The organism is Terriglobales bacterium, from assembly GCA_035691485.1.
Lineage (GTDB): Bacteria > Acidobacteriota > Terriglobia > Terriglobales > Acidobacteriaceae > JAIQGF01.
Window position 1 is genome coordinate 1 of sequence record DASSIZ010000024.1, and the last position, 20,515, is coordinate 20,515.

Annotated in this window: 17 protein-coding genes and 1 other RNA gene; 4 read left to right on the plus strand and 14 right to left on the minus strand. The window is 60.8% G+C overall.

Features of this window, described 5'->3' with window-relative positions:
* On the minus strand, window positions 1-1,107 hold a 1,107-nt coding region (locus VFI82_03330), incomplete at its 3' end, for a right-handed parallel beta-helix repeat-containing protein (GenBank protein ID HET7183689.1).
* Between the two features lie 322 nt (window positions 1,108-1,429).
* Between VFI82_03330 and VFI82_03335 the strand changes: the two genes are divergently transcribed.
* Window positions 1,430-2,254 (plus strand): DUF1003 domain-containing protein, encoded by an 825-nt coding sequence (locus VFI82_03335; GenBank protein HET7183690.1) that lies wholly within the window; start codon window positions 1,430-1,432, stop codon window positions 2,252-2,254.
* A gap of 45 nt (window positions 2,255-2,299) precedes the next feature.
* A complete protein-coding gene (locus VFI82_03340; protein ID HET7183691.1) occupies window positions 2,300-4,960 on the plus strand; it encodes a hypothetical protein in 2,661 nt (886 codons plus the stop codon).
* 33 nt (window positions 4,961-4,993) lie between these two features.
* On the opposite strand, the gene VFI82_03345 is transcribed toward VFI82_03340, so the two are convergent.
* Entirely contained in the window at window positions 4,994-7,423 is a 2,430-nt protein-coding gene (locus VFI82_03345; GenBank protein ID HET7183692.1) for a hypothetical protein, read from the minus strand.
* A gap of 204 nt (window positions 7,424-7,627) precedes the next feature.
* On the opposite strand from VFI82_03345, the gene VFI82_03350 reads away from it, so the two are divergent.
* On the plus strand, window positions 7,628-9,079 hold the full coding sequence (locus VFI82_03350) for a M48 family metallopeptidase (protein ID HET7183693.1): 1,452 nt from the start codon (window positions 7,628-7,630) through the stop codon (window positions 9,077-9,079).
* A 137-nt stretch (window positions 9,080-9,216) separates the two neighbouring features.
* Here the strand turns inward: VFI82_03350 and VFI82_03355 are convergent, their stop codons facing one another.
* Both VFI82_03355 and VFI82_03360 read right to left on the minus strand, forming a co-directional pair.
* Window positions 9,217-9,801, minus strand: a complete 585-nt coding sequence (locus VFI82_03355; protein ID HET7183694.1) for an ADP-ribosylation factor-like protein — start codon at window positions 9,799-9,801, stop codon at window positions 9,217-9,219.
* 160 nt (window positions 9,802-9,961) lie between these two features.
* Window positions 9,962-11,212 (minus strand): VWA domain-containing protein, encoded by a 1,251-nt coding sequence (locus tag VFI82_03360; protein HET7183695.1) that lies wholly within the window; start codon window positions 11,210-11,212, stop codon window positions 9,962-9,964.
* Between the two features lie 117 nt (window positions 11,213-11,329).
* On the opposite strand from VFI82_03360, the gene VFI82_03365 reads away from it, so the two are divergent.
* A complete protein-coding gene (locus tag VFI82_03365; GenBank protein HET7183696.1) occupies window positions 11,330-12,370 on the plus strand; it encodes a VWA domain-containing protein in 1,041 nt (346 codons plus the stop codon).
* A 10-nt stretch (window positions 12,371-12,380) separates the two neighbouring features.
* Here VFI82_03365 and VFI82_03370 read toward each other — a convergent pair whose 3' ends face one another.
* The 10 genes from VFI82_03370 to VFI82_03415 form a co-directional block, all read right to left on the minus strand.
* Window positions 12,381-13,277 (minus strand): ChbG/HpnK family deacetylase, encoded by an 897-nt coding sequence (locus tag VFI82_03370; GenBank protein HET7183697.1) that lies wholly within the window; start codon window positions 13,275-13,277, stop codon window positions 12,381-12,383.
* A gap of 8 nt (window positions 13,278-13,285) precedes the next feature.
* Window positions 13,286-14,113 (minus strand): dolichyl-phosphate beta-glucosyltransferase, encoded by an 828-nt coding sequence (locus tag VFI82_03375; protein ID HET7183698.1) that lies wholly within the window; start codon window positions 14,111-14,113, stop codon window positions 13,286-13,288.
* Complete coding sequence (locus tag VFI82_03380) at window positions 14,110-15,303, minus strand: glycosyltransferase (GenBank protein ID HET7183699.1); 1,194 nt, start codon at window positions 15,301-15,303, stop codon at window positions 14,110-14,112. Before VFI82_03380 ends, VFI82_03375 begins: the two co-directional genes overlap by 4 nt.
* A 489-nt stretch (window positions 15,304-15,792) precedes the next feature.
* The gene (locus tag VFI82_03385) at window positions 15,793-16,998 is read right to left on the minus strand and encodes a VWA domain-containing protein (GenBank protein HET7183700.1); all 1,206 of its coding nucleotides are present in this window, start codon (window positions 16,996-16,998) and stop codon (window positions 15,793-15,795) included.
* 43 nt (window positions 16,999-17,041) lie between these two features.
* Window positions 17,042-18,010: an RluA family pseudouridine synthase gene (locus tag VFI82_03390; GenBank protein HET7183701.1), complete on the minus strand. Its 969-nt coding sequence runs from the start codon at window positions 18,008-18,010 to the stop codon at window positions 17,042-17,044.
* An 83-nt stretch (window positions 18,011-18,093) separates the two neighbouring features.
* Window positions 18,094-18,906, minus strand: coding sequence for a prolipoprotein diacylglyceryl transferase (gene lgt, locus VFI82_03395; GenBank protein ID HET7183702.1), 813 nt, complete (start codon window positions 18,904-18,906; stop codon window positions 18,094-18,096).
* 81 nt (window positions 18,907-18,987) lie between these two features.
* Window positions 18,988-19,178: non-coding RNA, 6S RNA (ssrS, locus tag VFI82_03400), on the minus strand.
* A gap of 85 nt (window positions 19,179-19,263) precedes the next feature.
* Window positions 19,264-19,578 (minus strand): cell division protein ZapA, encoded by a 315-nt coding sequence (locus tag VFI82_03405; protein ID HET7183703.1) that lies wholly within the window; start codon window positions 19,576-19,578, stop codon window positions 19,264-19,266.
* A gap of 29 nt (window positions 19,579-19,607) precedes the next feature.
* A complete protein-coding gene (locus VFI82_03410) occupies window positions 19,608-19,907 on the minus strand; it encodes a hypothetical protein (GenBank protein HET7183704.1) in 300 nt (99 codons plus the stop codon).
* 156 nt (window positions 19,908-20,063) lie between these two features.
* The coding region (locus VFI82_03415) for an aminotransferase class I/II-fold pyridoxal phosphate-dependent enzyme (protein HET7183705.1) at window positions 20,064-20,515 on the minus strand (452 nt) is incomplete at its 5' end.

Here is a 20,515-nt window from a genome sequence, read left to right on the forward strand (position 1 = left end):
GCCGGCATCGATTGCCGGCGACGTTGGTTGCAGCCTGTAGTTCCCGCCCGCAAGGTCCATGAAGAGGGGAGCCGCCGAGATGTTGCCGTTATTCCCGAGCACGGCTCCGCAGGTTCCCTCATAGGCGTTTGCAAGCGGCGAGTACAGATCGTTGTGGCTGAACAGCGGCGGCTGGCTGGAGTACACCGGGTCACAATGTACCGTTGCATCGCTGTTATTTCCGAAGATGATGTTATTGGTCAGGGGAGTGGCGGAGTAGTAGCCAGCAATGTAAACAGCATTGCCAGTCTGCGCCCCGCTGCTGATTGTATTGTTGAGCAGGTACGCTCCCCGAGAGTTATACGGCACGGAAAGGTAGACACCGCTGACCTGCCGGTTGTTAGCCAAGGCGCTTACGTTATCGACGATTACGTTACCCACAATCAGTTCGCTCACTGAATTGATGATCCAGATGCCCCCGGTGTCATACGCCGAGTTTCCCTTGACCAGGTTGTTTTGGAAGACGACATTCCCAGCACCGTTCAGCGCGACCCCGCCGCCTTCACCATTCTTCGCCGTGTTGTTCACGATTTGGTTTCCCACGATGATGTTCGGGCCGTTGCTTCGCGATCCGCCGACGTAGATGCCCGCGCCGCTTCCTCCACTGCAACCAGTCCCCAAGTCTCCGTTGTTGCTGATGACGTTGCTGGCAATCGTAGCCGAGCTTCCCCCGAGGTACACGGCGCTCATATTGCAGCCGGTGTTGTCGCGAATCACGTTATTCCGCACGGTCGGTGCAGAGTTTCTGATTTTCACGCCTCCACCCATGCCGAACGACTCGAGGCCATCTCGTATCGTGAACCCGTCCAGCACCGCGGTCGCGGGTTCGTTCGTGACGAACTGCACCACCGGGGCCTTCTGGCCGCCGTCAATAATCGTCGCGGCCGCTCCGCTGGCGCTCACCACGGTGATCGCTTTGCCCTTGAAGTCGAGATTCTCGGTGTACGTGCCGGGCGCGACCAGGACGGTATCACCGTTGTTCGCGACGTCGATGGCTCCCTGGATGGTTGCGACATCGGCTGGAACATTGATCGTGGTTTGGGCTGCGCTGCCCACCGCCACGGCCACTAAGAACAAAATGCTTCTCAGAGCAAAAACACGAATATGAAGACCACTCATGCAGCCTCCTAGGCAGGGCAAGATCGCTTCCAGTTATGATTTTTTGAAATTGCGCTCAGATGTTAAGCGAGAAATCGCTTGCTTGCGTTCATCGAGGGGTTACGTCGGTAATGCCTTCATTCCTAAAATACGAGTTAGGAGGCTCATTACAAGTCTGTCGTAGCACTGCCACTTCTTAAACTGATCGTGCCGCGTCTGCCCGAGGGGTCCTCGGAGGTCGGTTAAACTCTCTTTGAGTTTTAAGTCCTCTTACCCGCCAGGAGAGGTTGCCATGCATTGCGATCCTGAAGTCTTGAAGCAGGTCCCACTCTTTTCCCGCCTCGACGACGACGAGGCCAGCGTTCTTGCCGGCCAAGTGGAAATGAAGTCGTTTGCTACTCGCCAGCGCATTTACAAACGGGGCGATGCCGGAGAACGCGGCTATGTGCTCGTTTCCGGGCGAGTGCGCGTCGTCACTATCGACGAGGATCACCAGGAAGTCACCGTTGACGAGCCGGCGGCGGGCGATTTTTTCGGCTTCGCGTCCATGCTGGAGCAGACTCCGCACGAGACCGAGGCCGTCGCCACCGAAGAGACAACTTGTATCGAGGTCGATCGCAACGACATTTTTGTGCTCATCACGCGCAAGCCCCACGCCGCCATGGATATGCTTGCCGTTCTTGGCCACCAGTTCCACGCCGCTCAGCAGTTGGTGCGGATCCGTGCCAACCGGCACCCCAATGAGGTCATCGAGGAGCAGGCCACGCTGGGAGAGCGGATTGCCGACACCGTCGCCTCCTTTGGTGGCTCCTGGACTTTCATCATCCTGTTCGGAATGGTGCTGACCATCTACACCATGATCAACGTCCGCCTGGGACGCGCTGCCTGGGACCCTTACCCCTTTATCCTGCTCAACCTGTTTCTTTCCATGCTGGCCGCCATCCAGGCCCCGGTCATCATGATGAGCCAGAACCGGCAGGACAAGAAGGACCGCCTGCGTGGCGAACTCGATTTCGATGTGAACCGGCGCGCCCACGCCGAAATCCAGGGTCTCGCCCACAAGCTCAACCTGCTCGGGGACCGTCTCGGGGATATCGAGGAGGTACTCCGGAAGTGAGCCGCGTCACAGCCTATTTGTGACAGGGTGGATACAATTCGCCGCATGGAACCGCTGCCGGCGAGCGAAATCCGCGATTTCCGCGTGCGCGGCAATTACTTCAACCAGCACAGCCGGCGCTTTCGCAAGGAGCGGTATTCCAGCGCCAACTCAGAGCAGCCCCCGGGATACCGCCCTCCGGTGGTCGAGTTTGATCTCGAGGAGGGCGCCACCGGCAGCATTGTTGCCAGCGAAGTCGATATTCCGCTGCTTTGCCAGGCTGACTTCCACCGTGCCAGGGCCCACCTGGCGCTGATCCTGAATGCCCGCCGCGGCGATCCCGATGCCGGCGCGCAACTGACCGCTGCCCTGAGGCAATATCCCTGGCTGACCGAGCCCACCGATCAACCGGCACCGGCCGAAACGCCGTTTGTCGTGCCCTGCACTGCGTCGCCCGAGGCGCATTCGTCGCGCGATATCAGCCAAAAGGGGCTCACGCTGCTGAAGCTGGCCCAGCAGGGCTATCCTGTGCCCGATTTCGTGGTTGTAACGGCCGACGCTTACAACGACCGCGGCAACCTCGAGCGCCACCTCGCCGACGGCATCGCGCAGCTGGAAATTCTCACCCTGCAATCGATCGGCCGCGGCGATCCGCTGGTATTCGCGCTCCGCTGCGCCACCCCGCATTACATCCCCGGCGTCATGGACACTTTCCTGAACGTCGGCATCACCGAGGGTTCCTTGCCGTGCCTGGCAAAGATGTATGGCGACGTGCCGGCCCACAAAATGTTCCTCAACACGCTGCGGAACCTCTGCCACGCGCTCGATCAGGCGCCTGCGTTGGTGAAGGCCGTCACTCCCGACTTGCGCCCGGAAGAAATTGCGCGCCTGATTGATCGGATGTCCGAGGTTGTGCGCACCTCCGACCGCCGTCTGATTGAAGACTCGCTTTACCAGGCGGTGTTTTTCGCCCGCGAAGCCTACAAGCATTTCGACGAAAACCACGATCTGGTGGCGGCGCTGGCGCGCGGCAGCGACCATTCTCCCAGCCTGATCTTGCAAAAGATGGTGTGCACGGTCCGCCATGAGATTGCCTATGCCGGCGTCTTGTCCAGCCGCCACACTCGCACCGGCGTAGGCGTGGAACTGCAGACCGCCCGCAACATCTTCGGCGAAGAGATGATGACCGGCACGGCCGAATTTAAGACCACGGTCTTCGAAAATCCGGAGGCGGTGAAGGACACCTTTCCCGCCGTCTACCATTTCGTACCGCACCTGGCGGAATTGGAGCGCGAATTCGAGTCTCCCGTGACTATCGAGTTCGCCGTGGAAGCCACCCGCCGCGATCAATGGTTTGCCCTGCTTCAACTCAATGAAACCGGCATGTCTGGCCGCGCGGCCCTGGTGTCGGTGGTTGACATGCACAAAGCGGGCGCCATCTCGCGCAAACGCGTCACTGACCTCATCCGGCCGTATCACCTGAAGCAGTTGACCAGCGACACTATCGACCAGGACAACTTCAGCACGCTGAAAATGTACTCGCCCGGAATCGCCGTGCTGCCGCGCTCTGCGGTATCCGCGCGCGTCTATTTCACCGGGGACGCGGCTTTACGCGCCAAGGCGCGGGACGAGAAAGTCTGCCTCTGCAAGAAATCCTTTGTTCCCACCGACACGGTGGTGATGCGCGAAGTGGACGCCATCCTCAGCCTGACCTCGGCCGCCGTGCACGTCGTCACCATCTGCCAGAGCCTGGGCATTCCCGCGCTTCTCAACCTGGAGAAATATGGCATGACCCTGCGCGATGGCTGCCTGACGAATGCATCCGGCGCTACCGTCCGCGAGGGCGACTGGATCACCATCTCGTCGCGCCGGAACCTGCTCTTCGAGGGCCAGGCCAGGTTCACCCCCGCGCGCCTGCTGCGCTACATGAAAGGCGAGCATCCCGAACAGGGATCGGAGGAAGAGCGCGAATTTGCCGCCATCGCCTATGCCTACCGCTATTACCAGCAACTGGTTCGCGGCCTCACCGCTGACAAGATTTCCAGCCTCAACGAGGTCACGCGCCTGGTGAACTTCGAACTGCGCGGCAATTCCGACGATGCCCGCCAGTTGGTCAACGGCTGGTTTGACGAGCGCGAATCCGTTTACACCGAAGAGGTGCTGCGGAGCGATATCGGCGACCACCTCGGCCAGAGCAACGTCTTTGAAATGCTCACCCTCGACCGCAAAGTGCGTTTCTTCAAGGCCGCCCTCGCCCGGTGCGCCCGCGAGCACATCTCCGGCTACGAGGCGGGCGCGTTCATGATCGGGCGCTTTCTCGCGCTGCGTTATCCGGTTGCCTTCTGGAGGTCGTTCAATCCGCTCGAGGTCGCCCTGCTGGTAAATGAGTGGGTGCTATTTGAGAAATACCTGCAGCTCCTGCATAACGTCGGCGAGAGAAAAGTACTGAAAACGCGGAAGCAGATTTTGAAGGACGGGCTCGACCAGCTCTCGCTGCATCCCGGGTTTGTGCATTCCCTGATGACGCTCAAGCTCAGCGGCGCGCCATTGGGGGAGGCCCGCGCGGCGCTGCCGGAGTGGTGCGATCCGCAATCGGCGCGCGTGCTGGAGCTGCTCCAGCAGCCCTACGATGTCTTCTACAACTTCCGCGCCGAATGGTCGGTCGGTGAACTCAAGAAAATCTGCGAGACCGAGGGCCTGCCCCTGCCGCAGCCCGTGGACGTGTAGCGCGCTTCAATTTGCGTCCCGACTGCTGCCAACTCAAGCATGAACCGCTGCCGGTTGCTTCACCCCGTAGAGATACTCGCGATCAATCGTCATCTCCAGGTCGCGCAGCACCTCGGGCAATTCTTTTCCGTCGCGAGCCGCCACCAGTCGCCCCAGAGCCAGCGACAGCGAGAGCACCGCATTCATCCCCAGGTTGGCCTTGCGTTGCATGATCGCGATCTGCTCTTCCGGCGGCGCGTCAGCCCTGATCTTCCCACGCTTGACTGCCAAGTCCATCTCCATCAGCAGCAGCTCGCGGTCCAGATCGACCAGCGAACCCAACGACGAAATCTTCTGCCCCAGGAACCGAGGCGCCACCACCTCCATCACGTTCGCTACCGCGTTCAGGCAGCCCTTGCCGCCGTAACGCTTCGCCCGCACCCACAACTCCGCCAGCTCCGCGCTCTCCTTGGTCAGCGTTTCCGCCTTGACGCCCGCCGCGAACTTGTAGGTCTTCTCGCGTTCGTTGTAGACGAAGTACTGGGGGAACTTCCGAGTCAGCGGGTTCGCCTCGATGATGCTGTCCACCAGGTGAATCGCCTCGTCGGTTCCGGCCGAGGTGCCCAGTGGCGTGGCGGCGGTGAATTTCATGCCGTTATCCAGCATCACGGTCACGCCCACGGTGGGAATGCCGGCGTTCGTGGGCTCCTCGTGGGCGGCGATGTCGGCAATCCGCAAATCGGGATCCAGCTTGCGTGTCACCTTCACGCCCTTCTTCGCCAGCTCCATCAATTCCACGATCCTGCCGTACTTCACCAGCCGTTCTGTGTTTGCGCCGCCGCCGCACTTCAAGCCCAGCGCCCCCACTGCGAATGCGATGTCGGCCTCCATCACCTCGTTGGGTGACTTCGACCGGTGCGACACCACCAGCGCCAGGCCCATTTCCTTCGCCGTCCGCGTCGCCAGCAGGGTTTCGCTCATGCTGCCGATCTGGTTCGCCTTGATCAGCGCGGTGTTGATCAGCCCTTCTTCCGCGCAGCGACGGATGGTCGAATCCTTGGTAGTGACCAGGTCGTCGCCGATGATCAGGATTTCCTGGTCGAGCAGCTTCATCAGTTTTTTCCAGCCCTCATAATCATCCTCGGCGAAGGCGTCTTCCAGCGAGACGATCGGGTACTTCTTTACCCACGCGGCGTACAGCTCCACCATTTCATCGGTGGACAGCACACGGGGATCTTCCGCGCGCCAGAACAGGTACTGCCCGACGGAATCCTTCTCGCCGGTCTTTTCGCGGTAAGCGTTGCTCAGTTCGCTGGCTGCCGGGTCCAGCGCCAGCACCACGTCGCGGTCGGGAACGAAGCCGCACTGCTCGATCGCCTGCACTGCCACCCGCAGTGCGCGCTCCTCGGGCAGGATGTCGCCTGCCTGCTTCGCATACGAGGCCACGATTCCACCCTCCAGCCCAATGCCCACGAAGTTCAATCCCTCGCTGTCCTGGATGATCTGGATGGCGCGGCTTTGCAGCATGTTGGTGACGCGCTGCGCTTCGATGTAGTCGCGCGCGGTCAAGGGCAGAAACATGAATTCCTGGAAGCTCAGGTTGCCGCCCATCTCTTCCGTGTGCCGGCCGCCCATGATCGAATTACGGAATTCCCACGGCGCGAAGACGATTCTTCCATCCGCCAGTTCCATTTCCTGCAAGCGGTGCAGGCGCAGTTTGCGCCGCAATTCCGACGGATTGACCGCGCGCGCGTCTGCCGCTCGCGCCGGCTCCGCCGCTTTCACCTCCGCCGCGCGTGCCGCCGCTTCCCGCTCGCGCGCCCGGAACGCCTTGTACTTGCCCGGGTCAGCGATCAGGAAGTCGAACATGGCCACCACTCCGACGGTGAAAAACAGTCGGCCGGCATACACCGCGAATTCGCCAGGCTGGCCGCCGCGCATCAGCCCGAGCGCGACCAGCAGGATGCCCGCCGGCAGCGTTGCCTGGCAGAGCACCCGGCTGGCTGCCGGTCCCGCCGCCGACACCGCGAGGTTCTGGGTTTTGACGCTGGGATGAAAGCTGCCCGCCTCTTTGTTCACGCCCTGGAATTTGCCGTAAGGAATCTTGACGAACATTTCCAGGTACCACGCCCAGCGGCCGCCGAAGCCCTGCTTCATCTTTTCCTGGGCAGGCCCGGCAAATTCCGGCCGCAAATTGTTCGTCCGCACCGCCGCCAGGTAGTGCCCGATTTCGTGTACCGCGATGTTGGTGTGCCAAGCCAGGTACCACATCGCTGCCGAGATCACCACCTCCGCGCTCAGGAACATCTGCCGCACCACGTCGAAGCGTGAGGCCACCGAGGTCGAAATGCTGAGCAGGGAAGTCAAGAACGCAGCGTGAAAGGAAACCAGCTTGTGATTGGCGATGATCCACCCGCGGTCCAACCCGGGCAGTTCGCGCCGTTGCGGCATAAGCTTGCGGAGCAGGATTTTCAATGATTCCATGGATACACTCACGACGAACAAAATCGGCCGGGCCGGTTGTTTTCGATTGAAAAGCGCGTGATTATACCTCTCCTTTCAGGAATGCCTCTGTGACCTGAATCACTGTTGGTAAAACTGGGCGCAACTCTCAAGCATCTAAGCTGTTAGTTTCTCTAAGCCAGGGTTTCATCCGGCGGCCGCGGTAGCTGCCGGCTGGGAGGAATTGTGAGATATTCATCCGGCTTCACGCGTTCTGTCGCGGTTCTTCTCGTCTTTCTGATCGCCTGTCCGGCATGGCTCATTGCCGCCGTGGGCAACGAGCCGGCCCTGCCCGATCCGGGCCTGGCCGCCCCCAAGGACCAGCAAATCCAGCTCGGCCAGAAAGCGGTCGCCGAGGTCTACAAGCAGATGCCGATCCTGCCTGACAGCGATCCGCTGACACGTTACGTGCAGTCGCTCGGACACAAGCTGGAAGGCGTCATTCCGCAGCAATACAGCTGGCCGTATCAGTTCCACGTGGTGCAGCAGAAAGAGATCAATGCCTTTGCCCTGCCGGGCGGTCCGATCTTCGTCAACGTCGGCACCATCGTTGCCGCTGATAATGAAGCCGAGCTCGCCGGCGTCATCGCCCACGAGATGTCGCACGTTTACATGCAGCATTCCATCAAAGGGATGAGGAAGCAGGGAACTACGCAGGCAGCGGGGCAAATCCTTGGCGGGCTGCTTGGGGCCGTGCTCGGCGGCGCTGCCGGTGCGCTGGCCAACATGGGAGCGCAGCTCGGCGCCGGCGTGCTCAGCATGCGGTACTCCCGCGCCGATGAGGCCCAGGCCGACGCCGTCGGCGCCATCATCATGTACAAGGCGAGCTACAACCCCATACGGCTGGCCCAGTTCTTCCAGAAGCTGGAATCGCAGGACCGCGCCGGGGGACCGCAGTTCCTGAGCGATCACCCCAACCCCGGAAACCGCGTCGCGGCGGTGCAGAGCGAGGTCAAGAACTGGCCCTCGCGCCGTTATGTGGACGACAGCCAGCAGTTCGCCCAGGCTCGTCAGGAAGCGCGCTCCATCAAGGCTTATACCGCGCAGCAAATCGATCAGATGGCCAAGAGCGGCCAGATTCACAACGTCAGCGGACCCGGCGGCGCTCCGATCAGCTCCGGACCCAACGGCAATGTCTCCAGCTCCCAGGTCATGCCCAGTGGCGGATTCCAGACCTACCAGGGCCCGTTCTCGATGGATTATCCGAGCAACTGGCAGGCGGCGCAGGACCAGCAGAGCGGCTCGGTGCTGATCGCGCCGCAGGCGGCAGTGTCGCAATCGGGGATAGCGTACGGGGCGCTGGTCTCGCAGTTCCAACCGCAGAACGCCGACTCGCTGGATGATGCCACCCAGCAGTTGATCGCTTCGCTGCAACAGCAGAACCCGGGGATGCGCGTCGCCGGCAGGGCGCAGACCATACGGGTCAACGGCGTCGCGGGCCGCTCCGTGGATTTGCTGGGTCAGTCTCCCATCGCGGGATCCAACGGTCAGCCGCTGGAAGAACACGATTGGCTGGTGGCGCTCCCCGATGCGAGCGGAAACGTCGTCTCGCTCGTCTTCATCGCGCCGGAAAAGGACTTCTCGCATCTGCGCCCGACCTTCGAGCACATGCTGAAATCATTTCGGCTGAGCCAGTGAGCCTTCGGATGCGGATCTCAGGAACCGCGTCGCTGGCATCCTGCTTTCTTCAAGCCATACCGGTAAACACTGGCCCGGCTATGGTTGCTTGCCGCCGCCCTTGTGCTCCGAATCTGTTTTCAACTGAAACGGATTCCCTAACCCTTCTTCAACTCGATCAGCACCTGCCTCGCAACTTCCTTCAGGGTCTCGAAGACGCCCGTGCCCTGGCATGCCACTGACTCGAACACCGGTTCGGAGCGCTTGACCAGTTCGTGTTTCAGGCTCTCCACCGGCAAGGCATTGGGCAGATCGCGCTTGTTCAACTGCAGCACGTAAGGAATCTTCAGGAAGTCGTAGCCGTGCTCTTTCATGTTGTCGCGCAGGTTATCCAGGGCTTCGACATTGGCGTCGAGGCGCTCTTCCTGCGAATCGGCCACGAACACCACGCCATCCACCCCACGCAGTATCAGCTTGCGGCTGGCGTCGTAGAACACCTGTCCAGGCACGGTGTAGAGGTGGAAACGCGTCTTGAACCCGCGCACCGTTCCCAGGTCCAGGGGCAGGAAATCGAAGAACAGGGTACGATCGGTCTCCGTCGCCAGCGAGATCATCTTGCCTTTTTGTTTTTCGCCGGTCTTGTCGAAGATGTATTGCAGATTCGTGGTCTTGCCGCCCAGACCGGCGCCGTAATAAACGATCTTGCAGTTGATCTCGCGCGCTGCGAAATTGATAAAACTCAAGTTGGCCCTCAAAGCGCGCATCGCGGCCGTTCCGGCTGATCGCGATCACGCGAATATCGACTGACGAAATCCTGCCTGCGGCTTCAGTCGCAGTTCGGAGTTCGCCTTCCACTACCGGGGAGAAAACTGTTTATATCACAGCCCCAAACGGGCGCAAGACTCAAGGCGTCTGCCGCGCCGGCGGCAGCGGGTAGTATCCCTGCCTGGCCGAAACCTTCATGCCCGGAACCGCCACCCTGACCTCAATATCGCGATATTGGCTGGAAGGAGTGGCGCGCGTTGTGTATCCGATTGTGTACTGGTTGCGCGCCTCTTCCGTGACCCGACTGTAGGCTTGCTCGATGGCGGACTGCGAGAATTCGTTGAACATCTCGCCCCCGGTGGCCGACGCATATCGTGGCAGGATATTTCCGTAGAGTCCGCTCTTCGGTATATGAATCTTTTGCGCCTGCGAATAACCGGGCACCCCGGCGCTGCCCACACCCACTGCGTACACGGAAATCTGGTTGGTGAGCAGGACCTTCAGCACTTCGCCATAACTGGCGGAGGACCGGTACTCGGTCCCGTCGCTGACCACGAAGATCACTTTGCGCCGCGTCGGCTCGCGCCGTGCCAGATCCAGCGCCGCTTGCAGCACCGCGTCGTTCAGCACCTTGGCTTCTCGTTCGTTGGTATAAGTCGGCGTTGGATTGACGCCCGGATCGATGTTTCGTCCGTTGACGGTCCCTTGCGGATACCCAAATGGTCCGCCCACCACCGGGGTCCCGCCGGTACGCGCCGTCGCCTTCTTTCGAATGCGATCCATCGCCTGGCTGACCTTGTTGCCATTGGCGGGCGTGAAGTCCTGTACCTTCTGCACCGAGGTGCCGAACGTGTACAGGCCGACTTCGTCAAACTGCCCGAATGCGCCGACCAGCGCCGGCAACGTGTCTCTGACCTTGCGAAATTCGATTTCGGGAATACCCAGGTCCACGACCACCGCCGCCGTCAGCGGAAACGGATCGCTGGTGAAATAGGTCATCCGTTGCTCGACCCCGTCCTCCAGCACCCGAAAATCCTGCCGCGATAGCCCCTCGACGAGATGTCCGGAACCATCTTTCACCGTGACCGGCACAACCACGAAATTCACATTCTTGGTGAGGGTGAAAAGTTCATCCCGCCCGCCCGGAGGGGGCACACTGCCCGGAGGCACGGTTGGGATATCGGCGGGCGGAGGCGGCGAAGTGATCGGCTCACCGGTCGAGGGAAACTTCTCCGCCGGGCGGCTCGCCGACGGCGCATCCGGTATGCCCGATTGCCCCTCGGGTGGGGTGCTGGGCGGCTGCTGCCCCAGCGAAAGACCCAATGACAGCGTTACCATCAGCGTCGCGGCAGCGCTGCGGGCGAACTTGTTGCGACTTTTCGCATCCATGGTCATCTTATTTTCCACGTGCCGACAGCAACATTCCCGTGCCAGCGTACTCTAATAACATGGAGAGCACTGGTTTAGAATAACCCTAAGCAAGCCGCGTCGGCTTGAAAGAAGTAGATGAAGTATATGTCCCAACGCTTCCCCAAGAAAATCAGTGCCGTTTTAGCCGCGATCGTGCTGAGTTTCGCGGCGTGCGCCGTAGCCCAGGAACCGGAGCCGCAACGCTCCGATGACAGTGTCCAGACCTTCAAGGTAGACGTCAACGTCGTCAACGTCTTCTTCAACGTGAAAGACAAGCACGGTCTGCTGGTGCCGAATCTTCTCAAGGACAACTTCGAGATCATGGAAGATGGCAAACCCCAGACCATCAAATACTTTTCCAGCGAAGCCAATCAGCCGCTCACGCTCGGCATTCTGATTGACAGCAGCGTAAGCCAGGAGCGGGTGCTGCCCATCGAGAAGGAAGTGGGCGCATCATTTCTGCGCCAGATTCTGCGCGAAAAAGACCTGGCCTTCGTGATCGGCTTCGACGTCAACGTCGATCTGCTGCAGGATTTCACCAACGACGCGCGCGACTTGCGCGCCGGCATGAATCGCGCCCGCATCAACGGCGGCGGTGGCGGCGGCGGCATTCCCGGCCTGGGCGGCGGTCCCATTCCCAACAGCAACCCGCGCGGCACCTTGCTCTACGACGCCGTCTACCTCGCCGCCAATGAAAAGCTGGCCAAAGAAGTTGGCCGGAAGGCGATGATCCTGCTGACCGACGGCGAGGACCAGGGCAGCCGCATGCGCATCAAGGATGCCGTCGAGGCGGCCCAGCGTGCTGACGCGATGGTGTACGTGCTGCTGATTGCAGACCGCGGTTTCTACGGCGGTTTCGGCTATTCCGGCGACAGGGACATGAAGAAGCTCTGCCAGGAAACCGGCGGGCGAATGATAGAGGTCGGCAACAAGCAGGAGAAGCTTAAGCAGGCCTTCGATCAGGTGGCTGCCGAGCTCCGCAGCCAGTACAGCATCGGATACACACCCATCAATAACAAGCGTGATGGAAGCTATCGCAAGGTTGAAGTAAAGGCGCGGGGTGGTGAATATCGCGTGCAGGCTCGCGCCGGGTACTACGCGCCCTCCTCGCGTGAACGGGCCGGCGGAAGTGAATAGTCAGGCTGGGTTACGCTGCGACGCTTTGCGTCACCGGCTCGAGTTCGGGGTAGGAAATCAGTTCAATGCCCAGACTTTCGGCGCACCGGCGCAATTCCGCGGAGGCAAATAATTCCAGCTCACGATGTCCCGACCCCGGCCGCGGGCCGAGCGCGTGCCATTGCGCATCTTCGTAGGCCGGGTGACAGCATAGTTCCCAGGTTCCTTCCGGCACGCGGCGCAGCAATTCCAGCAACAACGGCTTATTCAGAAATCCGGTGAGCGTGATTCCGATCGTCCCATCGGGCGTCCGGAGGCCGTGCCAGGCAGCCTGGTGCTGGAATTCTGCCGCAAATATGCGCAAGGTCCTGACCGGTAGGTAGCGCGACCACAACGCCGGCCGGAACAGCACCTCGCCCCACCGCATGGTCTGCGGCGGCTCGAACGGATTGCGCATGGCGCCGACGCCGCACGCCACGGCTGCGCGCATCAGCGGCCGGAAGACCTCCGGGAAAACGTGCGCGTGCTTGTGCGTATCGACATGCGTAACGTGGATGCCGGCGTTCCGGAGCTTTTGAATTTGCGCGGTTGCTTCGCGCGTGATTTCTTCTCCCGGCAGGTGTCCGGTGGTGGCGGCGCGGATGAACTCGCCCAGGCTGCGCTGGAACCGGGCGCGGCCTTCAGCATCGCAAACTGCGAGGCGGGGAATCTGATGAGGCGGCAGTAACGGTGACCCCTCCAGCAGAACGACGTGACAGCCGACGCTGACTTCGTACTGTCCCGCCAGCCTCACGGCTTCCTCGAAAGCGTCGCCGGTGGCCATCAACGAGGCGGAAGTCACCATCCCGTGCCGGTGCGCCTCGACCACGGCGCGGTTTACGCCGGGGGTCATGCCGAAATCGTCGGCATTGACGATCAGTCGCTTCATTGCGCGTTTTACGCCGCCTCGCTCGTGCCGGTTTCGGCCATAAATGTTTTCTCGGCGGAGGCGACTGCCGCAGCGGTGGCGACCATCGCCGGAGCAGGCATCGGACGGGGATAGCTGCCGAGCAGGTCACGCCACATTATCTGGAACAGCTCCTTGAAAGTAACGAAGCCGTCGTGAACGGGGCGGAACTTGGAACTGCTGTAGTCGTGCCGAAGCTGGATCGGCACTTCCACTACCTTATATCCCAGCCGCGCGGCGACGAACAGCAACTCGGGATCGAAGCCCCATCCGTTAATTTGCTGGTAGGCGAACAGGTCTTTGGCGGCATCGCGCGTGAACGCCTTCAGGCCGCACTGGGTGTCGTGAAACTTCAGCCCGAGCAGGCGATGCGTGCAGGCATTGAAGACACGGCTACTGGCGCGGCGGTACAACGGTTGCGTGTCGGTCGACGGGGTGCGATGCACCCAGCGCGAGCCGATGGAAATATCGGCCCCGGCGAGCAGCGCCGCTTCCAGTTTCTCGCATTCAGCGAAGCCCTCGTGCATGTCAGCATCGCACAGGAAAATGATCTGCCCGTGCGACGCATTCACTCCGCTTCGCACCGCGGACCCTTTTCCCTGGTGCTTCAGCCGGAGCAGTTTCACGCGATACGTCTTGCGGCGGTACCACATGACGACGTCGGCAGTGCGGTCGGTGGACCCATCGTCGACGACGATGACTTCCGCCCTGACGTTGCGCTCGTTCAGGTACTTCATCACGTGGTCGAGAGTCACGCCGATGCGGCGCTCCTCGTTGTATGCCGGGATGACGATGCTGTAGCGGATACGCCCCTTCATGCCGCCGCCTTTTTGTTCTCCGGCAACGCCACGTGCGGCTGCTCGGAGAGGGCCTCTTGGGCCTCGTGGAAATCGCTGAGATACTGGGCGACGATCTTGGGCATGGTCATGGCCAGCGCCGCCGCGTAGTTCTGTTCTGCCATGCGCTGCTCGCGCTCGGGGTCGCGAGCCAGGGCGATAATTTTTTCGGCCAGATCGCCGGCATCATCCGTCCGGTAGTAATCGATCGCCATGCCTTCCTCGGTGCACACACTCACGATGTCGCCGATGCTGGATCCGATCAGCGGCAATCCGAACTGCGCCGCCTGGTGTGCCACGCCGCTGGGGCCGCCCGAGGACGAGTAGGGCAGCACCGCCACGTTGCAGCGGTTGAACACGGCACCGATTTCGTCCTCCGGCACATATCCGAGGAACTCAATGCTGGGATCGTCCTTGTGCTGCTCCGCCAAGCCCGCCATGTATCCGGCGCGGTTGGGATGATCTTGTCCGGCCACGATCAGCTTTGCCTTGGGCACTTCCCGCTTGACCGCCGGCCACGCGTTCAGCATGACCTCCAGTCGCTTGTACCGTCCGAACTTGCCGAACGCCAGCACCCGGAATTCATCCTTGCGACGGGAGAAATCGGGCGGTTCCGGCATCGTGCCCAGGATGCCGTGCCGGTGTACGTTGATGTTGTGGGCGCCGTAACGCCTGACCAGTTCGCTGCGGTACAAATCCAGCAGCACGGAGACTTGGTGCGCCTGCAGCAGGACCCGCGTCGCCAACCTTCCCGCCCACAGGTACAGCCTCGGAAAACGAATATCGGCGTGGCGCAGGTCCACGTTTTCCATCAGGTGGTGCAGCGTGACATGGGTGCGGTATCCGCACAGGCGCAGCAGCAGGGGAGTGCACAGCCCGAGAAACGCGGCCAGGGGCTGGTCGCCAAAGGTGGAATACACCAGGTTGAACCAGACAACGTCGGCCTTGCTGTCGCGAGCGGCGGCAAGGATTTTCCACGGGGTGGCGAGGCTGTTGAAGGCCCAGCAGCGACGGACTTCGAAGCCGTCCAGTTCCGGCAGCCGGGGTTCGTATTGGTCCGCCAGCACGACCAGGTCGGCGTGCTGATCACGCGCCTGCGTGGCCAGGTGCAGCCCGTACTCATTGATCCGCTGAGTACTTGGAGGGAACGCTGTAACCAGACAAATCCGCATAAGGGCCCAGGGAAATCAGTATTGCCAATTGCCGAGCGAGCGAAGGCAGTCGGTCGGCAATTTCTACGCTGCAGCCGGATTGCCATTGTTGACTCTCTGTTAAACAGCAACTCACAAGCAAAAACGGCTGCAATTCCCTCAAAAAAAGAAGTTTCTTATCCATTGTGGGTACCGCGGTTCTGCCCGGAGTAGCTCCGCTTTATGTAGCGTATCCGGTGAATAACAAGGTACTTACCAGTGCAGGAAAGGGGCAGATCGGCAGCAGGAACTTAGCTGGTCCCGGTAGATGTTTCGTTTCGTGCCAGACCCCTGGAGAAAAGCGGGCGACGACACTTTTTCTTGATCGGCCAGAGATGAGTATCGGAGTGCCAGACCTTAGTAGCAGCTGGAATAGAGATGAAAATCCGCTGTGGCATCGCGGTGGCATTCCGAGGAACGCCCGCCCGCAGCTCACGTCGCAGAGCTGAAAAAACGGGAGCTGCAGCCCTTTTAACGGGTGGGCGCAAAGTAGCCTTTGCGCGCCCTCACCCGCAGCATCTTGTGGTTTTCGGCGATGATGTCAATCGCGCGGTAGCGCCCGTCCGGCTTCAGATCTGCCGGCTTGTACGCCAGCAGGTACTGGCTGCGGAGTTCGTCCTGGATTTCCGAAAATGCATTGGCCACGTCCTGGATCTTGAAGGGGAAGAACGCGCGCCCGCCGGTGGCGTCGGCCAGGCGTTCCAGCACCTTGTCGCCGCGAAGCTTGACGCCGCTGACATTGGTGCTGATGGTGTAAATAATCACTTCCGAGCGCTGCGCCATTTCGATGGCTTCCTCGCGGGTGACGCGGCTCTGGTTGTCTTCGCCATCGCTGAGCAGAATAATCGCCCGGCGTGAGGGGCCAGCGGTGGTTGCCTTAAGCAGTTTGTCGCGGCAGGCGAAGAACACGGCGTCAAAAAGAGCGGTACCGCCCCCCGGGCGCAGCATGTGCACGCCGCGCGACAAGGCTTCGGCGTTGTCGGTGAAATCCTGCGTGACCTCGGCGGTGGTATCGAAGCCGATGACGAAAGCGCGGTCGGACCTGGGCCGCACGATCTGGTTCAAAAATTCAATGGCGGATTCCTGCTCGAAGCGGAAGCGGTCGCGGACCGAGTTGCTGGCGTCAATCAGCAGGCCGACCCGCAGCGGCAGATTGGTCTCGCTGCTGAAAAAATCGATGGATGCAGCAGGTTTGTTATCGTCGATGACGCGAAAATCCGCCTTGTTCAGGTTCTTCACGAAGCGCCCATGCTTGTCGGTCACGGTAAACACAACGTTAACTTCGTTCACCTGTTTGCGGAACGTCAGCTCGTCAGGGCTGAGTTCCTTGACCGCCCCCTCCGAGCCCCTGGCAGAGGGCTGGCCCGAGGAGCCAGGCAGCGGCTTACTCGTAACGTCGTCCACCGGGTCTTGCTCGGCGGATTCTGGAGTTTGCGGTGGCGCTTTTTTCTTGCTCGACAAGTCCTCAAGTACCGGCTTGCTGTCCGACGGCGGTTGATCCGGCTTGGCGATCTCCGGCTTGGGAGATTCGGCTTTTGCAGGAGGCGCCGGCTGGGACGGCGCAATGCTGGACGAAGGCGCCGCGGGCAAGTCCTGGTCGGACGGATTCGGTTGCTGTGCCGCCCCTCCTGCCGCCAGAAGCAGGGCGAAAGCGCCGCAGAGAAAAGTGCGTTGCATGGGAAATTTCATTATAGCTATAACTCGCACCCGTTGCGCCGCCTTACGGATTAAGCCGGCGCATGAATTCAGTGAGTTCGGACGGCAAGGGCCGCTGTAGGACGAGTGGCTCACCACTGAGAGGCTGCCTCAGTTCGATGGCTGCTGCATGCAAAAAGTTTCTTGCCAGTGTTAACGACGCGTGTCCCTCCTTGACCCTGGGGAGGACTTCACGAGGCGCGCCATACAGGGTATCGCCTACCACCGGATGGCCGAGCGACGACAGATGCACCCGGATCTGATGCGTGCGGCCGGTTTCGATCTTGACTTCCAGCAAGGTGAACTTGCCGTAAGCCGAGTCGATTCTTTGAAGAACCTTGAAGTGCGACACGGCTTCACGACCGCCCGAACGCCGAGTTGTCATGCGCGTGCGCCGAAGCCGGTCGCGGCTGATCGCGGATTGAATCGTCCCTTTGTCCTGCTTCACCGCGCCGTGGACCAGGGCAATGTAGGTCTTGTGAACTTGTCGTCGGGCGAACTGTTCGGCCAGGTTGCGATGTGCGCGGTCATGCTTGGCGACCACGATTAGACCGCTGGTATTGCGGTCCAGCCGGTGCACGATGCCCGGACGCAGTTCGCCGCCCAGGTTGGAGAGCGCGCCGAAGCGGTGAAGCAAGGCGTTGACCAGCGTCCCGCGATTTCGGGCGTCCTCGCTGGCGCCGGCGCCGGCGTGCACCATCATGCCGGCGGGCTTGTTAATCACGGCGAGGTCGTCATCTTCGTAGACGATGTCGAGGGGTATTTCTTCCGCGCTGGCCCGCAGCGGCCTGCGCTCGGCGGGTCCGAGAATTTCGATCTCTTCGCCGCCGCGCAGGCGTAAAGATACTTTCGCAGGCTTGCCGTCAACCTGGACCTTTTCCTGCGCGATCAGTTCCTGGACGCGAGCGCGGCTGATGTCGGGAAGCTGCGAGGCCAGAAACTGGTCGAGGCGGCGTCCGGCGTGTTCGGGAGCGACCTGGAATTGCTGGTGCATGAAGAACGAACACCACAGACCAACACTGATGAACACAGATGGGGAATCAAACCAGCGCCAATCAGTGTAGATAGTGGCTGATCTTACCTTGCGGCGCGCACGGCTGTCGCCGCTGGCTGTTGCAGCCGGACACGGCGCAGCCAGAGAATGCCGCCGACAACCACCAGGCAAATCGAAATCAGCTGCGTGCCCGTCATGGCCCCACCGAAGACGGAGCCGCGGTCGGGGTCGTCGCGGATAAATTCCAAAAAGTAGCGCGCCACGCCGTAGACAAACAGGTACGTTCCCATCACCTGGCCCTCGAACTTCTTCCGCTTGATGAGCCAGTAGAGAAGGAAAAAGTTCGCCAGCTCGACAGCGGACTCGAATAGTTGCGTCGGTTCCAGGGGGACGTTGAGCGGAGTGCCGACCCAGGCGTGGGCCAACGGGTTCTTGAAGGTCACGCCCCACCAGTGGTCCGTGGGCTTGCCGTAGCAGCAGCCGGCGGCGAAGCAGCCGAGACGGCCGATGGAGTGGCCCAGCGCGAGCCCGGGCGCGAAGCCGTCCGCCGTGCGCAGCCACGGCATGTGGTTCTTGCGGATGTACCAAATAGACAGGACGAGCGCGGTAATCACCCCGCCGTAAAAAACGCCGCCCGCCTGCAGAACGCTGAGGCTGAAGATTTCGCGGGGATGCTGGGAGTAGTAACTAAAATCGTTAATGATCAGCAGCACCTTGGCGCCGATGATCGCGCCGAGCACCACCAGGATGCCGAGGTTCCATGCCTTCTCGCCGTCGATGCCCTGCCGTTCGCACAGCTTGGCGGAGACAAACAGACCGACGATGACGCCGGTGGCCACCAACAGACCGTAAGTCGGAAGACTGAAGCTGCCGAGATGAAACAGTCGCGGAAACACTGTTAATTGGATGTTCCAGGCGGTACGCCGGAACCATAACCAAGTTTAGCAGGGAGCGACAAAAGCAGGGAGGGACAAAAAAGCCGACCCGCGAGGCCGTGTGGTGGGCCGTCAATGAACCTTGCTCAGCAAGGTGGGAACCCGCCGCAATCCTTTAGGCATTTCCGCATGGCGGAACGTTGCACACCGGATCAGAAGTCGAGTCGAGCTCCCGTTCATTGAGGTGTTGGTTCAAAATCCGGTTACCACCAGCACCAACTTTGCAGGCCGGCTTACAAGCAGTGATGCTAGGGAAAGGCCGCGGAAAGCGCAAGTAGCTGGAAGGAAAAAGTTGGAACTTGGGTTGCAGCCCCGGATTCACACCGCGCGGCGAGAGTCCTTCAACACTTCATCCAGCGCGTTTTCCAGGGAACTGGTGCGCTGGTTCATGTCCTTGGAAATGGCGTCGTACTTGCGCTTCAAGATTTGGTACTCGTCGGCAATATTGAGCGCCGCCAGCACGGCCAGTCGCAGCGAATCCACGGTGGAGGTCTGCTCGGCGACGGCGCGCATTTTGGAATCGACGAATTCGGCGAGGCGGAAGATGTAATCGGGATCGGTGCCGCGCAGGTTATACGGCTGGTCAAAGATTTCCACACGAACGCTGTTTACATTTCCATTGGAAGAACTCAATGTTGTCTCCTTGCCTTCCGCTGGGTTGATTATGCCCCGGAATCGTCCGTCGTCAATTCATCAATTTGGCGCAGCATCTTCTCGACCCTGGAGCGGACCTCTTCGCGCTCCTTGCGCAGGCCGATCATCTCCAAACGCATGGAATCAATTTCCTCCTCCCGCATTTCCAGTTGCTCGCGCACCCGGGCGGTGTCGCGCTCCGCGGCCACCTTGGCCTCGCGGGCCGCTTTCAGCAGTTCAATGGTGCGGTAAACCTTTTCTTCCAGCGAATGAAAATCGTCGGAAGAAACTTCAGGGGAGAACTCACGCACAGCTTTGACGGAAGACATTCGTCACTTCGCCTCGGGAAAATTTTCGTTGACGCGGGGCAGTATATAGCGAGCCGACAACTTTGAAGCCTGTGAATTTTTACTCCCGGTCCTCGGTTTTCGGTTCTCGGGTTTGCCGATACCCCGAGTCTTACAACTGGTAGCCTACAAACCAACCTACTGCCTGGCCATGGCCGGCAACCTATCCCAGGTCTGCCAGAAGACGGCCATGTCGTCGGGCGTGCTGAACGATACGCGCACAAAGTTCTCCATGCGGGCAAAAGGTCGGCCGACGGCAATATTCTCGTCGCGAAAGTGCTTGATGACCTGGCGCACGGGGCGTCCTGTCTCCAGCATCGCGAAATTGGCGAACGAGGGGATGGTGTGCAGCTTGCGCGCGGCTGCCTGGCGCATGAATTCCCGCCGATCGGCGGCATTACGCGCCACGGCGGCATGCATGGCTGTGTCGTCGTCGAGCGCAGCCAGCCCGGCATGGAGCGCGATCATGTTGCCGTTGTCTTCCAGTTGCCACGCCTGCAGCAACTTGGTGGTTTCCGGCATGGCAGCCGAATAGCCGAGGCGCAAACCCGCCATGCCGTAAATCTTAGAAAACGTGCGCGCCACGATGA